Source organism: Leisingera sp. ABM4_103 (assembly GCF_056158685.1).
Window position 1 is genome coordinate 1030586 of the sequence record NZ_JBSWTU010000005.1, and the last position, 13986, is coordinate 1044571.

At 66.4% G+C, this 13986-nt stretch carries 14 protein-coding genes; 5 read left to right on the top strand and 9 right to left on the bottom strand.

What is annotated here, in order from left to right; all coding sequences use genetic code 11:
- Window positions 1–181: 181 nt before the first annotated feature.
- The 4 genes from ACXAED_RS06540 to ACXAED_RS06555 all read right to left on the bottom strand — a co-directional run bounded on the left by ACXAED_RS06540 (window position 182) and on the right by ACXAED_RS06555 (window position 4785).
- Window positions 182–1852: a DUF4139 domain-containing protein gene (locus tag ACXAED_RS06540; protein WP_475047955.1), complete on the bottom strand. Its 1671-nt coding sequence runs from the start codon at window positions 1850–1852 to the stop codon at window positions 182–184.
- Between the two features lie 87 nt (window positions 1853–1939).
- The gene (locus ACXAED_RS06545) at window positions 1940–2374 is read right to left on the bottom strand and encodes a hypothetical protein (protein ID WP_475047958.1); all 435 of its coding nucleotides are present in this window, start codon (window positions 2372–2374) and stop codon (window positions 1940–1942) included.
- A 133-nt stretch (window positions 2375–2507) separates the two neighbouring features.
- On the bottom strand, window positions 2508–3530 hold the full coding sequence (locus tag ACXAED_RS06550; RefSeq protein WP_475047960.1) for an aspartate-semialdehyde dehydrogenase: 1023 nt from the start codon (window positions 3528–3530) through the stop codon (window positions 2508–2510).
- An 82-nt stretch (window positions 3531–3612) separates the two neighbouring features.
- Window positions 3613–4785 carry an MFS transporter gene (locus ACXAED_RS06555; protein WP_475047963.1) on the bottom strand — a complete coding sequence of 391 codons (1173 nt, stop codon included), beginning with the start codon at window positions 4783–4785 and terminating at the stop codon, window positions 3613–3615.
- 125 nt (window positions 4786–4910) lie between these two features.
- Here ACXAED_RS06555 and ACXAED_RS06560 point away from each other — a divergent pair, with 125 nt between their 5' ends.
- Window positions 4911–6089 carry a DUF3095 domain-containing protein gene (locus ACXAED_RS06560; RefSeq protein ID WP_475047965.1) on the top strand — a complete coding sequence of 393 codons (1179 nt, stop codon included), beginning with the start codon at window positions 4911–4913 and terminating at the stop codon, window positions 6087–6089.
- Here the strand turns inward: ACXAED_RS06560 and ACXAED_RS06565 are convergent.
- A complete protein-coding gene (locus tag ACXAED_RS06565; RefSeq protein WP_475047968.1) occupies window positions 6077–6727 on the bottom strand; it encodes a carbonic anhydrase in 651 nt (216 codons plus the stop codon). The two genes, ACXAED_RS06560 and ACXAED_RS06565, sit on opposite strands and share 13 nt — an antisense overlap.
- A gap of 177 nt (window positions 6728–6904) precedes the next feature.
- On the opposite strand from ACXAED_RS06565, the gene ACXAED_RS06570 reads away from it, so the two are divergent.
- The 3 genes from ACXAED_RS06570 (at window position 6905) to ACXAED_RS06580 (ending at window position 9561) form a co-directional block, all read left to right on the top strand.
- The gene (locus tag ACXAED_RS06570) at window positions 6905–7264 is read left to right on the top strand and encodes a hypothetical protein (RefSeq protein WP_141891893.1); all 360 of its coding nucleotides are present in this window, start codon (window positions 6905–6907) and stop codon (window positions 7262–7264) included.
- 84 nt (window positions 7265–7348) lie between these two features.
- Window positions 7349–8731 carry a leucyl aminopeptidase family protein gene (locus ACXAED_RS06575; RefSeq protein ID WP_475047971.1) on the top strand — a complete coding sequence of 461 codons (1383 nt, stop codon included), beginning with the start codon at window positions 7349–7351 and terminating at the stop codon, window positions 8729–8731.
- 5 nt (window positions 8732–8736) lie between these two features.
- Window positions 8737–9561, top strand: coding sequence for a C40 family peptidase (locus tag ACXAED_RS06580; protein ID WP_475047974.1), 825 nt, complete (start codon window positions 8737–8739; stop codon window positions 9559–9561).
- 95 nt (window positions 9562–9656) lie between these two features.
- Here ACXAED_RS06580 and ACXAED_RS06585 read toward each other — a convergent pair whose 3' ends face one another.
- The 3 genes from ACXAED_RS06585 to ACXAED_RS06595 form a co-directional block, all read right to left on the bottom strand.
- Window positions 9657–10001 (bottom strand): DUF2794 domain-containing protein, encoded by a 345-nt coding sequence (locus ACXAED_RS06585; RefSeq protein WP_475047977.1) that lies wholly within the window; start codon window positions 9999–10001, stop codon window positions 9657–9659.
- A 139-nt stretch (window positions 10002–10140) separates the two neighbouring features.
- Window positions 10141–10830 (bottom strand): ArsR/SmtB family transcription factor, encoded by a 690-nt coding sequence (locus ACXAED_RS06590; RefSeq protein WP_475047980.1) that lies wholly within the window; start codon window positions 10828–10830, stop codon window positions 10141–10143.
- A gap of 79 nt (window positions 10831–10909) precedes the next feature.
- The gene (locus tag ACXAED_RS06595; RefSeq protein WP_475047983.1) at window positions 10910–12583 is read right to left on the bottom strand and encodes a Y-family DNA polymerase; all 1674 of its coding nucleotides are present in this window, start codon (window positions 12581–12583) and stop codon (window positions 10910–10912) included.
- Between the two features lie 144 nt (window positions 12584–12727).
- Between ACXAED_RS06595 and ACXAED_RS06600 the strand changes: the two genes are divergently transcribed.
- Window positions 12728–13207, top strand: coding sequence for a c-type cytochrome (locus ACXAED_RS06600; protein ID WP_475047986.1), 480 nt, complete (start codon window positions 12728–12730; stop codon window positions 13205–13207).
- Between the two features lie 37 nt (window positions 13208–13244).
- Here the strand turns inward: ACXAED_RS06600 and ACXAED_RS06605 are convergent, their stop codons facing one another.
- Window positions 13245–13862: a TetR/AcrR family transcriptional regulator gene (locus tag ACXAED_RS06605; protein ID WP_475047988.1), complete on the bottom strand. Its 618-nt coding sequence runs from the start codon at window positions 13860–13862 to the stop codon at window positions 13245–13247.
- Between the last annotated feature and the right edge of the window lie 124 nt (window positions 13863–13986).

The window sequence follows — 13986 nt, forward strand, 5'->3', positions numbered from 1 at the left end:
CTAATCGCAAAAGGAAACCCTCCCGCGCCCGGCCGCAGCCCTGGCTGACGCCAGAGCAGCGGCAGCGGCCTTGGGCGTGGCACCGCGCCTTGCGCGGTGCCACGCCCAACGGGAGGAAGGTATTTTCAATACCTGACGACGGGCGGGAGCATCCCCGCAACGCCCGTGCGCAACGCCGGCGTCAGCGCAGCACCATGCCCTCGGGCCAGCTGAGCGTGGTGTCCAGCCGGATCGTCCGGGTTCCGCCTGCCTCGATCTCCAGATCCCAGGCCAGGATGCCGCGCTGTTTTCCCACGTCCTCCTCAGCGGGCCGCGGCCTGGCTGTCCAACTGATCTCCAGATCGTCCTGCTGCGAATAAGGCACCCGGTCCAGAACCCGCAGGGGCCAATCCTCGCCGGTCAGGTTCTCCACCTCGATCTCCACCGTTTGCACCTGTTCGCTGCTGCGCGAGATCAGGCCCTGGCCGCCTTCGCTCTGATCCAGCACGTCGCGGCTGAGCTGCAACCCTTCTATCGGGCCGAACCCGGCCTCCATCTCCGCACCCGGTGCCAGACCCGGAAAGTCTTCCACTGCGATCAGTTTGCCATCCGCAAAGCGCGGCACCCCGGCCGAGGCCAGCAGCTGCTCGCCAAAGCTGTTGGTGAATGACGCGACGCGGTAGGCAGTCTCATCCCGCGACGGCACCGCCACCGCCCTCAGCTCAGCCGCGGCGGTGAGGGCATCCATCTCCAGCCGCAGCAAATCAGCGCCAGAGGCCACAGAAACAGGCGCGCTGAAGCGGTAAGTGACAGCGGCACCGCTGCGATCCGCGCTCCACCCAAGCGCCTCCTCCGCAAAGATGGGAGCCTCTGCCGCCGGCTCCGCCAGCGAGCCCATTTCAGAATCGAAATTTTGCAGCCGCTTTTGCGTGCGCGGCAGTTCAGGCGCTTCAACCCGGCGCAGCCAAGGGCGCAGCACCGACGGGCTGCCCTGCCCGGAGGGCTTGGCCGTCGACAGCGTCAGCGCCACATCCTGCCAGTTCTCTCCGGTGTCCTGCGCCAGCCGCACCGCCCGCTTCAGGGTGATTTCAGCCTCACCCGCAGCGCTGTCCTCAGTGTTCAGGTGCATTTCATAGGACGGCTGCCAGCCGATGTTTCCCGCACCTTCCGTAAGATAGCGGACCGTCACCGCCCCCTCGCCCGCCTGCTCAGCCACAATATCCACCGCGATGAACAACCGGTCCTCGTCTTCCAGCGTGATCGCCGCCAGCGCCGCGCGGGCCTCTGCCAGATCGTCCTCCAGATCCTCAAGCTGCAACTCGATCCGCCGCGCCTCGGCCTCGGCAGCAACAGCCGCCCGGCTGGCGCCGGCGGCCTCCTCGGAAATCATCCGGGCAATGGCGCTGAGGGATGCGGCATCGGCCTGAGCCAGCCCCTCATTCGCACCAAGCTGGCGCAGGAACCCGATCGAGGCCTCCGCCGCCCGCACGCCGGCCCGGGCCCGTTCCGCCTCATCACGGACCGCAGCAATGCGGGCCTCAGCCGCGCGGACCAGCGCCTCAGCGGCTTCGATTTCCGGATCATCGGCATTGCGCGGCGGACGGTAATCCTCGCGCAGCAGGGTTCTGGTACGGCGCGCACCGGAAACGTCCACCTGAAGGGTCTCCAGCAGCGCAGAATGCGGCACGTTTTGCAGGACCAGCCGGTGGCTCCCTTCGGTCAGGGTGAGGGCAGCATTACGGGTAACTTCGGCCAGCCCCGGATAGAGGGTCACTTCGGACACCCGGCTGCTGACAGGGATATCGGCCGCCGCGGCGGCGCCGGCAGCCAGGGAAATCGCGGAACAGGCAATGGCCCTAAAGGAAATTCGCATTGGCATCTCTCAATCAGGAAACGGGGCGGCTAAAACCGCCCGCCTGATGCCAAGCCTATCTGTCCCTCTGCACCCTGGCCAGCGCGCTCAGGCCGCCTTGGCAACGGGCTGCTGCGCCTGCGGCTTGCGCCGGGGCTGCGCCAGTGTCTGCGGCTCCGGCCGCGGCTGCTGCGAGAGGCCAAAGCGCAGTTCCAGCTCCTCCGGGTCAATCCCCAGATCCTCGCAGGAACAGACCGGACGAAGGCGTGCGGCATCGAACAGCCACAGATCCTCCCCGCGCATCCGCAGGCAGAACCCCTTGCGGCGCAGCCCGCGGCAAAGAGTGAACCAATCCTTGGCCGCGGCGAAGTCGCCGGCAAGATACCGTTTCAGTTCGGCCGCGGTGCCACACTTCAGCACGGGCTTGCGCTGAGGCGCAGAATGCGAAGCGGTCCTGGATCTTTTCTGCAGCTCCAGAGGGGCGAACGACGGCAGCATCTGCGAAACGGGGGCGGCGGTGCTGAAGTCCTGCAGTGCAATCATGGCGTTCTTTCCTTTGTCTCTGCTTTTCGTCTGTCCCTCTGAAAGTACCGGACCCTGCTGCCCCCCGGCAGCCGTGCAAAAGAAAAGGGGCCGCCTCTTTCGAAGCGGCCCCCTCACCAAAAGGATATAAGGCTTAGCCTTTTTTCAGGACCTCACGGCCCAGAAGCTCGGCAATCTGCACCGCGTTCAGCGCCGCGCCCTTGCGCAGGTTATCGCTGACGCACCACAGGTTCAGGCCGTTTTCGATGGTCGAGTCCTGGCGGATGCGGCTGATGAAGGTGGCGAAATCGCCAACGCATTCAATCGGGGTCACGTAGCCGCCTGCTTCGCGCTTGTCGATCACCATGATGCCGGGCGCCTCGCGCAGGATGTCGCGGGCCTCGTCCTCGTCCAGGAAGTCCTCGAACTCGATGTTGATGGATTCCGAGTGGCCAACGAACACCGGAACCCGGACGCAGGTCGCGGTGACCTTGATCGACGGGTCGACGATCTTCTTGGTCTCGGCAACCATCTTCCACTCTTCCTTGGTCGATCCGTCGTCCAGGAAAACGTCGATATGCGGGATGACGTTGAAGGCGATCTGCTTGGGGTAGACCTTCGGCGGCACGTCCTGGGTCGGGTTATAGACCGCCTTGGTCTGATCCCACAGCTCATCAATCGCGTCCTTGCCGGAGCCGGACACCGACTGGTAGGTCGACACCACAACGCGCTTGATCCTGGCGCGGTCATGCAGCGGCTTCAGCGCGACAACCATCTGCGCGGTGGAGCAGTTGGGGTTGGCGATGATGTTCTTGTTCTTGTACTCGTGGACCGCCTGCGGGTTCACTTCCGGCACGATCAGCGGGATTTCCGGGTCGTAGCGGTAGAGCGACGAGTTGTCGATCACCACGCAGCCGGCCTCAGCCGCCTTGGGCGCGTATTTCTTGGTCGCGTCCGAGCCGATGGCGAACAGCGCCATGTCCCAGCCGGCAAAATCGAAGGTGTCCAGATCCTTGGTAGTGAGTGTCTTATCGCCAAAGCTGACTTCAGTGCCGAGAGATTTGCGGCTTGCCAGCGCAGCGATCTCATCCACAGGGAACTGGCGCTCGGCCAGGATGTTCAGCATTTCGCGGCCCACGTTGCCCGTGGCGCCGACAACGGCGATGCGGTAACCCATTTGTCTGTTTCTCCAGTATTGCCCGGCCCCATGGCCGGCGCGGGAGTGATAATGCCTCCGGGCAAAAGTTTAAAGGGGCGGATCAGTCCATGCTGTCGCGGCTAAGCAGATAAATTGCGCATCCCGCCGCCAGGCACACCAGAAAGAAGCCGAAAATGCCGGTGTAGGGCAAGGATGGGTCCGCTCCGGCCATACCCGCGTGGATGCGGCCCGTCGCAAACTGCATGATTCCCACCCCGCCAATGCCGAACAGGTTCAAGAGGGTCACCCCGCGTCCGGCCAGATGCGGCGGCACAAAGGCCCGGCCATGCGCCATGATCACCGGGAAGGAGGCGCCGAAGAACCCGACCGCCGCCATCATCGCCACCGGCAGCCAGACCGGCGCGCCCGCTGCCAGGATCAGACCGCCCAGGGCGGCGCAAGCCAGCAGGTTGCCGCCCAGGATCACCCATTTGCGGGTGCCCAGCATCCGGTCCAGCGGCCCATAGGCAAAGGTGCCTGCAATCATCGCCGCGCCCATCACCAGGGTCGCCAATCCCACCTGCTGGGTGCTGAGCCCGTAGAGATCGCTCAGGTACGGGCCGATCCACAGCCCCCTCAGCGCGCCAGAGGGCGCATAGGCCACCAGCATCAGCGGAAAGATCGCCCACATCACCGGCATCTTCAGCAGATCCAGCACCGATCCCTTGTGCTCGCCATCGGGCTTGTCCGGATCAGAGACGGTCACAAAGATCCCCGCCGCCACTGCAACCGACACCACCGCCAGCCCCGCCAGCGTGCCGCGCCAGCCGAACAGATCCACCGCCAGCGCGGTGGGATAAGAGGCGACCAGGTTGCCGGCCGAACCCACGCCCAGCATCAGCGCCGCCAAGGTGGCAAAGCGGGCGGGCGGGTACTGGCGGGCAAAGATATAGTATGAGGCCATCAGCACCGGCGAGCAGCCGATGCCGATCAGGAACATCGCAATGCTCACATGCAGGGGCGCCGTGGCCGCGGCAAACAACGCCGCCCCGCCGCCGCCGCCCAAAAGCAGCAGCACCGCCGCGGTCCTGCGCGGGCCTGCATGGTCCAGCGCCCAGCCCACCGGCAGCTGCATCGCCGCAAACGACAGGAACCACATGCCCGAGGCAAAGGCGAGATCATCCGGCGCAGCGCCGATATCCTGCCCCAGCACCCCCGACAGCACCGCAAGGAAGGCCCGGAAAAACTGGCTCAGCACATAGGCCAGGCACAATAAGATCAACCCTGCCTGCATTATCCGCCCCCTCAGGTCTGCTCAGCTTATCGTTACTGCCGCACAGCTTGCATGTTTGGCCACAGCACACAATTCGTTTAGGTAGAAACGGCAGGTCACGGGACTGCGGCAGGGGGCTGAAACTGATGACGACGGACACTTTCTATGCCGGCCTCCCCAAGGTCCGCAGCTTTGCAAGCCTGTCCGCGCCTGAGGCTTTTGCCGCGCTGCCGCCGGACTGGCACCTGTGCTGCACCGATATCGTCAATTCCACCGGGCTGGTGAAGGCGGGCCGCTACAAGACCGTCAACATGATCGGCGCCGCGGTGATCGCCGCCATGCGCAACGCGCTGGAGGGCGAGGCCTTCCCCTATGTCTTTGGCGGCGACGGCGCGTCCTTCGCGGTGCCGCCCCGTCACCGCGCCGCGGCTCAGCGCGTTCTGGCTGGCCTGCGCAGCTGGACCGAGGGCGAATACGGCGTCTCCCTGCGTGCCGCCATGCTGCCGCTCGGCTCGATCCGGACCGAAGGGCTGGACGTCAAAATCGCCCGCTATGCTGTGTCCGACCATGCCGATTTCGCCATGTTCAGCGGCGGCGGCCTGGCCTGGGCCGAGGCGCAGATGAAGGCTGGCGCCTTTGAAGTGCCAGCTGACCCGCAGGCCGGGCTGCCCGATCTCTCCGGCCTCTCCTGCCGCTGGAGCAACACGCCCGCCCGCAACGGCATCATCCTGTCGGTGGTCGCGCAGCCTGCTCCGGGCGCGGACCCGCAGGCCTTTGCCCGGTTCTCCTCCCGCCTGCTGGATCTGGCGGGCGAATTGAAGGACAGCGGCCACCCGGTGCCCGAAACCGGGCCCAAGCTGGGCTTTCCGCCGGCCGGGCTGCATCTGGAGGCGCAGTCGTCCCGCGGCAAATCCCCTCTGATTTTACGGAAGCTTTATCTTCTGGCCCACAGCGCCCTCGCTGGGCTGATCTTCCTCAGCAAACGGCCCGCCGGCGGATTCGACCCCGTGCATTACCTGTCCGTGCTCAAGGCGCATTCGGATTTCCGCAAGTTCGACGACGGGCTGAAGATGACGCTGGATTGCACGCCGGAGATTCGCGACCGGATCCGCCAGCATTTGGAGGCGGCGGCAGAGGCTGGGCTGGTGCATTTCGGGTTGCATGAACAGGACGCCGCCCTGGTCACCTGCATTGTGCCTTCGCCGGTCGAGGACGGCCACGTCCACTTCGTTGACGGGGCGGCAGGCGGCTATACGCAAGCAGCCGCCAATCTGGCGGCTGCATTCGGGAATGGCAAAGAAGGGGCCGGACCTCAGACCGGCTGAAAGGTCCCCGTCTTGGGGTCATAACATTCCAGCCCGCCCTCGCCGATATCGGTCCACAGCCCGTGCAGGCTCAGCTCGCCCGCCTTGACCGCCGATTCGATGAACGGGAAGGTCATCAGGTTTTCCATAGACGCGACAACGGCCTGGCGCTCAAACTGCCGCGCCTGCTGCACCGGATCCTCGATATCCGCCACGCCATCGAACTTGGGTTTCAGGATCTCCATCCAGCGGCCGACAAAGCTGGTTTTCTCTTCCAGCTGCGGCGCCTGGCCCTTGCACATGTCGATGCAGCCCTGCACGCCGCCGCACTGCGAATGGCCCAGCACGATCAGATGCGCTACCTTCAGCGCGGTCACTGCATATTCCACCGCCGCAGATGTGCCGTGATGGTCGCCATCGGGCGCATAAGGCGGCACCAGGTTGGCGATATTGCGGTGGATAAAGAACTCGCCCTGGTCGGCCCCGAAGATCGAGGTCACATGCACACGGCTGTCGCAGCAGGAGATCACCATGGCCCGCGGCCGCTGGCCTTCGGTTGCCAGGCGGCGGTACCAGCCCTGATTCTCCTCATAGGATGTGGCTTTCCACCCGTGGTAGCGGGTCACCAGATAACTGGGCAGGGGTTTGGCAAATTCCATTGTCATGTCCTGTCAACATTCGTGTTGCCGGGCTTGATAGCCTGCATTGTCCCTAAATTCGAGAGATTTGAACACCCGGGCGGAAACCTTTTGAAAACCTGTGGGGCGCACATTGGCAGGCGTGCCGTGGGGGCATAATGAATTTGGGTGAAAGTGGTGGCCAATATACTAACAGTAATGCACTCGGAAACAGTGCGTCTCGATCCAGACAAACTCACCGCGCTCTATGAGCAGCTTGGCGAAACCGGCGCCGAAGACGTCGTGTGCCGTGCGGTGGAAGAAATGGCCGTGCGCCTGACGCATTGCGAGCGTCTGTGGCGGCAGAATGAAATGGCGAGCCTGCGCAAAAGCGCCCGGTCGCTGATCGCGATTGCCGATCAGATCGGCATGACAGCGCTGGCGTCCATTGCCAGTGACGTGACCGCAGCCATCGACGCAGAGGATGCGCCGGCAGTTGCCGCGATTCTGTTCCGTCTGATGCGGGTGGGCGAACGTTCCCTGACCGCGGTCTGGGACCAGCAGGACATGACGATCTGACAGCTCTGCAGCCCGCAGGGCTTGCAGGCCGCGCGGCGGCGGCTACTCTGGCGCATCAGAAATGATTGCAACCGGAGTATTTCGATGCCGCCAGTCTTTGCCGCACCCGGCCCTGACGCCTGCCCTGTGCATGTTATCGCAAGCGATGCTTTCGACAGCTGGCTCTCCAGCCAGCCGCAGCGCGTTCAAGCCTGGGCAAAGGCGCATGGGTTCACCGGCGCCTGCGGCCAGGCTCTGGCGGTGCCGGGCGCCGATGGCGCGATTGAAATGGCCCTGGCCGGATACGGCAGCGCCGACCAGCGCGCGCGCCGCCGTTTCGTGCTGGCGGAAGCGGCGCAGAAACTGCCCGCGGGCAGCTACCGGATTGCCTCCGGCCTGCCGGCTGAGGCCGCCGCGGCCGAGTCTCTGGGCTGGCTCCTGACGGCCTACCGCTTTGACCGCTACAAGGAAGCCAAGGGCGAGGCAGCCTCCCTGGAGGCTCCCGAAGGGGTGGATGCTGCCGCCATCGAATCGCTGGCCGCCGCCGAATGCCTGACCCGCGACCTGATCAACACTCCTGCCTCCGACATGGGACCTGAGCAGCTGGAAGCCGCCGCCACCGCCCTGGCAGAGGAGTTTGGCGCGGATACCTCCACTATCCTGGGCGAGGACCTGCTGGCGCAGAACTTCCCGCTGATCCACACGGTGGGCCGCGCCTCGGACCGTGCGCCGCGGCTGATCGACCTGCGCTGGGGCAGCAGCGGCCCCAGGCTCACCCTGGTGGGCAAGGGTGTCTGTTTCGACACCGGCGGGCTGAACCTGAAACCCGGCAACAGCATGGCGCTGATGAAAAAGGACATGGGCGGCGCGGCCAACGTCCTGGGGCTGGCGCGGATGATCATGGCTGCCGGGCTGAAGCTGCAACTCAGGGTGCTGATTCCTGCGGTGGAGAACTCCGTCTCCGGCTCCGCCTTCCGCCCCGGCGACGTGCTGATGTCGCGCAAGGGGCTGACGGTCGAGAACAACAACACCGACGCCGAGGGCCGTCTGGTGCTGGCCGACGCACTGGCCCTCGCCGCCGAGGAGACGCCGGACCTGCTAATCTCCATGGCGACCCTCACCGGCGCGGCCCGCGTGGCGGTCGGTCCGGACCTGTCTCCCTTTTATACCGATCACGATGGCGACGCCGCAGCCTTGTCCGCCAGTGCCGCACGCCACGCCGACCCGGTCTGGCGGATGCCCTTCCACAACCCCTACGAGAGCATGATCGAACCGGGCATCGCCGATCTCGACAACGCGCCCTCCGGCGGCTTTGCGGGCTCCATCACCGCCGCGCTGTTCCTGCGCCGCTTCGCCGGAGAGACCCGCTACATGCATTTCGACATCTACGGCTGGACCCCCAGCGCCGCGCCGGGCCTGCCCAAGGGCGGCGCCCTGCAAGGCGCCCGCGCGCTGTTTGCCGCGCTGCCGGACTTGCTGGAGCTGTGAGCGGAATGGCAGACCGCCGCCGCACACCGGTGAACGACCGCGTCGCCGCGGCCCATCTGAGCGATGCGCCACAGGGGCTGCTGCGCGTTGAGGGAACCGCTGCCCGCATCGGCGTTCCGGTTGCGGATCTTCTCCGCGCGCCGGACGGCCCCCGCGACCGCCAGCTGGTCTATGGCGAGCCGGTCACGGTCTACGAGGACCGCGGCGGCTGGTCCTTCCTTCAGGCCGCCAAGGACGCTTACGTGGGCTATGTGCCCAGCGCCAGCCGGACCACCCCTTTCGAGGCGACCCACTGGGTCAGCGCCCCGGCCACCCATGCCTATTCGGCGGATGACTTTAAATCCCCCGAAACACTCTCCCTCAGCCACGGCAGCCGGGTGCAGGTTCTTGGCGGCTCTGGGCGGTTCGTGGAAACCTCCCTTGGCTTCATCCCCGCCCGCCACCTCTCGCCGCTGGGCGCCCACACCGGCGACCCGGTCACGGTGGCGGAGCTTTTCCTCGGCACACCCTACCTCTGGGGCGGCAACAGCCGTTTCGGCATCGACTGTTCCGGCCTGGTGCAGGCGGCGCTCCTGGCCTGCGGCACCCCCTGCCCCGGCGACAGCGACATGCAGGAGGCCGAGCTGGGCAGCCCGGCGCCATCCGGGGACTACCAGCGCGGCGATCTGCTGTTCTGGAAGGGCCATGTTGCGATGGTACGGGACGCAAAGACCCTGATCCACGCCAATGCCCATGACATGGCGGTGGCCGTTGAGCCCATCGCCGCGGCAATCGAGCGGATCGAAGCCCAGGGCGACGGTCCGCTCACCGCGCACAAAAGGCTGGGGTAGTCTCTGCCCGCCGCCGCAGGCGGCAAAAATCTTTCGAAGATTTTTGGCCGGAAAATTCAAATTTTCCGGTCTCCGCTCCGCCGCAATCGCTGCGGCTACTCCACGGAGCGGATCAGCTTGCGCTCCAGCACCCTCAGCACGGTCTTCAGATCCGCCCCGCGCTTCAGGATATGCCCGTCCATGCCGACCACCGAATACTGCCCTTGCCGCAACCGCAGCTTGGGGCGCTTTTCGATCCGGTAGAGCGGATGCTCTGCCGTGCGCCGGAAGACGGAGAAAACTGCCAGATCACGCAAGGAAGAAATCCCGTAATCGCGCCATTCGCCCGCGGCGACCATCCGCCCGTACAAGGAAAGAATGACCGACAGTTCCCGCCGGTCAAACGCGACTTGCTGAGGTATGGGAGATCCGGGAAAAGGCTGCACCTGATCAAAGCTCATACTTAAAAGGTTGCGCCTTTCCCCCCGCAAATCAAGGTTTTTAACGTTCGATTTTTCGTGTGATGCAGCAGGCGCACAGGTGCAATGCACCTGTTTTATCCCATGTTTGAGCCCATATCACAGCCTGTTTCAGGCCCTCTCAGGCCTCCGCCAGCGCGCCGCATTTCAGGCCCAGAATCTGTTCCAGCGCCACCCGCCCGGGGGCGGTCAGCATCAGCCCGCGCTTGTGCCGGTGCCGCTTGACCCAACCGCTGTCCAGCGCGTGATCCAGGATCTGCCGCCCCATCGGACCGGCCACATGCAGCTTGCGCTCGGTCCAGTCCAGGCAGGGCCGCACGAAGGGCTGGCGGGAGGGCCGATCCGGCAGCACAACACCCAGTTTCAGCCATTCCCCGGCGGGCACAGCGCGAAAGGCGCCGTGCTCCTCCGCCAGCATCCCGCGGTCCAGAAAGGCCCGGGTCATCGCCACCGCGAGCGGGCCTGCCAGATGGTCATAACAGCTGCGCAGCTGCGCCAGCCCGCCCGCCTTGCGCTGCTGGGCGCGGTGCAGGCTGTCGGCAGGCGCAATCGCCGCCAGCTGCTCCAGCGCATGGGCCACCTCTGCGCCTGCCAGCCGGTGATAGACGCAGCGCCCGCGCTTTTCCGCCACCACCAGGCCTGCATCCTGCAGCAACCGCAAATGCGCCGAGGCCGTCTGCGGCGTCACGCCTGCAGCCGCCGCCAGCTCCTTGTTGGTATAGGCGCGCCCCTCCATCAGCTCGCACAGCATCTGCGTGCGGCTGGCGTCGCTGATGGCCTGGCCCAGAATGTCAAAGCGTGGTGTGATCATCCCCTTACCCTATGCGGTTTGCGCAAGGACACCCAAGCAAAACCCTTCGCCGCGCAGCGAACTGTCCGCTGCCGGGCGTTCAGGCAAACGACCCATGGCAGAACCAGCCCGGCGACAGCGCACCGCCATGGGCAAAGAACAGCCACAGCCGCGCGCCGCAAGCCGTTACCACCACCCAGTAATCGCGCACCCCGCTGCGCCAGTTGGGGTCCTCCAGCCACCACTCAGGGGCAATCCGCTCCGGCCCTTCGGCCTCTGCCAGCTCCCAGTCGCGGCCGCGCCAGCGGAAACGCTCCGGCACCTCAGGCCGCTCCGGCGCATGGACCAGCTCGGGCTGCCAGATCAGCAGCGGGCGCGGGCGCGGCGGCAAGGGCCAGTCCCCGGCCGCAGGCTCTGACCAGGCGGCGGCCTGCACGGAGAAGGTCTTTTCCGGAATATGGCTCTGTGCCGGATGGTAGCGGGTGATTGCCTCCAGCCCCAGCCGCGCGCCGATACGGCCGATCAGATCCTCCAGCGCCGCGCCATCCTCCTGCCGGGCCCGCGCCGCCGCGCCCGCTTCGGCATGGCCCGCAGGCGTGCGGGCGTGAATCGCTTCCGCCTGCAGCACCTCCAGCCGCAGCATGTCGATGCCGTAACCTGCATCAATCTGCTCCAGCTTCATCTCCAGCAAGGGCCGGATGCGGGCGGGGTCACGGCTGGCACGGGCCAGGCCGATGGTCACCGCCTCCATCTCCTGATCGCAGCGGTGCGCCTCCAGCCGCAGGCTGCGCGCGCCCTTGCCGCGCGCCTCCAGCCGGGCGCACAGCCGCGGCAGCATCCGGTCGATCCCGGCCAGCAGATCCTCCATCAGCCCGATCGGCTCCGGCAGGGTCAGCCGCACCGCAAAATGATCCGGGCTGCGCGCGGGCGAGACCGGCTCCGGCGCGCTGCCCATCGCCTGATCCAGCCGCAAGACCAGCCCGCGCCCGAACCGGCGCGCCAGGCTGGCCCGCGGCTGCCCCAGCAGATCGCCGATCCGCCTGAGGCCAAGCCGGTTCAGCTGCGCCACCGTGGCGCTGTCCAGCCGCAAGGCCGCCACCGGCAGGGGGGAAAGCGCGCCATGGGCCTGCCCGGGTCCGGCAATCCGCCCCATCTGCGGCGGCGGTGCCTGCAACTGCGGCGCAGCACCCCCACGGGTCCAGTGGCGGCGCTTGACGCTCTGGCGCTTCTGCGCCCGGGCGCGGGTGGCGCGGGCCTCCTGGTCGATGGCGTCGCCGCTGCGGTCCGGCGCCGCCTCCTCGCCCGCGTAACGCGCCAGCGCCCAGGCCGCGCCCAGGGTATCGGCCAGCCCCATCTGCACGCTCAGCCCCATTTCCGCGCAATCGCGCCCCGCCGTCTCCATCAGCGCCGCCTCGCTGCCGAACAGATGCGCGCAGCCGGTGAGGTCGATGGTCAGCCCGTCGCGCTCCGCCTCTGCCACCCAGGGGCTGAACTTGCCCGCCCAGCGCCTCAGCGCGGCCAGAAACGCCGCCTCCGCCGCCGGGTTGCGCGGCCGCACCGTCAGGCCTGCGCACATCGCATGGGCATCGCGCAACGGCTGGCCGGGCTGCAGCCCCTCCGCCAAAGCGGCGGCGTTTAACGCGGAAATAACCTGAGTGTTGGAGACTTCCTCCGCAACGGCCAGCGGCCCGTCGATGCCGCCGCGCTCTGCGCGCAGGATGCGCTCCGCCCCAAGGCGCGGAAACCAAAGCGAAAGAATGCGGCGGTGGGGCATGGCAACAGACGCAGAAAGCAGGGCGGGGCAGCGGGCAGGCAAGGGGCAGCAGGGGCCGGAAGGCCCCCGCAGAACGGGAGGCACACACGGCATGTTCTTATTTTGTTCTCATTCTTCGATTCGGTCAATCCGCCCGGAGGCATCGTGACATCTTTCCGCCTGCACAAAGCCGCCGCCCTGGTTGCGGTGATCATCGCCCTGGCCATCGGCAGCACCGCCCCGGTGACCGCCCGGGACAGTACCAGCAAGCATGTGACCAAGCGGATCGCGCTGATGATCTCGCAAAAGGCCGCCATGGACGTTCTCACCGGCATGATGGCGGGGCGCAGCACGTTCGACCGCGGCAAGGCGCGCACGGCCCGCAAGCAGCTGATCAGATCCACCGGCAGCATCCGCAAGCACTTCCGGAAACCGCGGCTGGATCCGCGCTCCAACGCGCGGCCGCAGATCTGGCACGCTTGGAAGGATTTCAAAGCCCGCGCCGAAACCGCCGAAGCCGCAGCCCGGAACCTCAACACCCGCTCCCTGCCCGGTCTGCGCCGCACCCTGCCCGGCCTGATGCAAAGCTGCCTGAGCTGCCACGAAACCTATCGCAACACGCCCAACAGCTTCATCACGCACTGACCGGCCGCGACGGGCCTCTGCCGGTTAGGCCGGCGGCTCAGGCTCCGAACCGTGCCAAAAAGGTGTCGATCGCGCCGCTGATCACCCGTTCGCGCTCGGCCTCGGAAAACTCGGTGTCGATCTTGAACAGGAAGCGCAGGAACACATCAGCCTTGCACAGCTCAATGAACTGGGCAGCGGCCAGATCGGCATCCTTGATTTTCAGCTCGCCCCGCGCCGCCGCGGCCTCGATATAATCCCGGATCTCCCCGTGCAGCACCATCGGGCCGCTTTCGTAAAACATCGGCCCCAGCTCCGGGAACCGGTCGGCCTCGGCCACGAAAATGCGGAACAGCTGCAGGCTGAAGCCGCCCAGCAGCACCCCGTGCACCCGCTCCGCCGCCGCCCGCAGAACCTCCCGCGGCCCGCGGCTGCCCGGCGCCAGCTCCAGCGACGCATCCGCCTGCTGCACGCAGGCTGACCGCACCACCTCCATGAACAGAACCCGCTTGTCGGGAAAGTAGCTGTACAGCGTTGCCTTGGACACGCCCGCCGCCTTGGCGATGTTGTCGACGCTGGCGCCTTCAAACCCATCCGCCAGGAACACCTCGCGCGCGCCCTCCAGAACCTGGTCGAATTTGCGGCCTGTGCGCAGGACGCTGGCTTGCTGGTTCATGAGGGCTCCTCAGGATACGGGCTGCAGGGTGCAGGGCCTGCCTCTAATGTAATCCGGGCCGCCGCTTTGCAACAAGGCTGACGCGCCATCTTGCGGTGCCACGGGGACTCGCTATGTTTAGAAT

Coding starts and splice junctions, on each gene's coding strand:
- ACXAED_RS06540 (WP_475047955.1), bottom strand. CDS start 1,852: ATGCGAATTTCCTTTAGGGCCATTGCCTGTTCCGCGATTTCCCTGGCT.
- ACXAED_RS06545 (WP_475047958.1), bottom strand. CDS start 2,374: ATGATTGCACTGCAGGACTTCAGCACCGCCGCCCCCGTTTCGCAGATG.
- ACXAED_RS06550 (WP_475047960.1), bottom strand. CDS start 3,530: ATGGGTTACCGCATCGCCGTTGTCGGCGCCACGGGCAACGTGGGCCGC.
- ACXAED_RS06555 (WP_475047963.1), bottom strand. CDS start 4,785: ATGCAGGCAGGGTTGATCTTATTGTGCCTGGCCTATGTGCTGAGCCAG.
- ACXAED_RS06560 (WP_475047965.1), top strand. CDS start 4,911: ATGACGACGGACACTTTCTATGCCGGCCTCCCCAAGGTCCGCAGCTTT.
- ACXAED_RS06565 (WP_475047968.1), bottom strand. CDS start 6,727: ATGGAATTTGCCAAACCCCTGCCCAGTTATCTGGTGACCCGCTACCAC.
- ACXAED_RS06570 (WP_141891893.1), top strand. CDS start 6,905: ATGCACTCGGAAACAGTGCGTCTCGATCCAGACAAACTCACCGCGCTC.
- ACXAED_RS06575 (WP_475047971.1), top strand. CDS start 7,349: ATGCCGCCAGTCTTTGCCGCACCCGGCCCTGACGCCTGCCCTGTGCAT.
- ACXAED_RS06580 (WP_475047974.1), top strand. CDS start 8,737: ATGGCAGACCGCCGCCGCACACCGGTGAACGACCGCGTCGCCGCGGCC.
- ACXAED_RS06585 (WP_475047977.1), bottom strand. CDS start 10,001: ATGAGCTTTGATCAGGTGCAGCCTTTTCCCGGATCTCCCATACCTCAG.
- ACXAED_RS06590 (WP_475047980.1), bottom strand. CDS start 10,830: ATGATCACACCACGCTTTGACATTCTGGGCCAGGCCATCAGCGACGCC.
- ACXAED_RS06595 (WP_475047983.1), bottom strand. CDS start 12,583: ATGCCCCACCGCCGCATTCTTTCGCTTTGGTTTCCGCGCCTTGGGGCG.
- ACXAED_RS06605 (WP_475047988.1), bottom strand. CDS start 13,862: ATGAACCAGCAAGCCAGCGTCCTGCGCACAGGCCGCAAATTCGACCAG.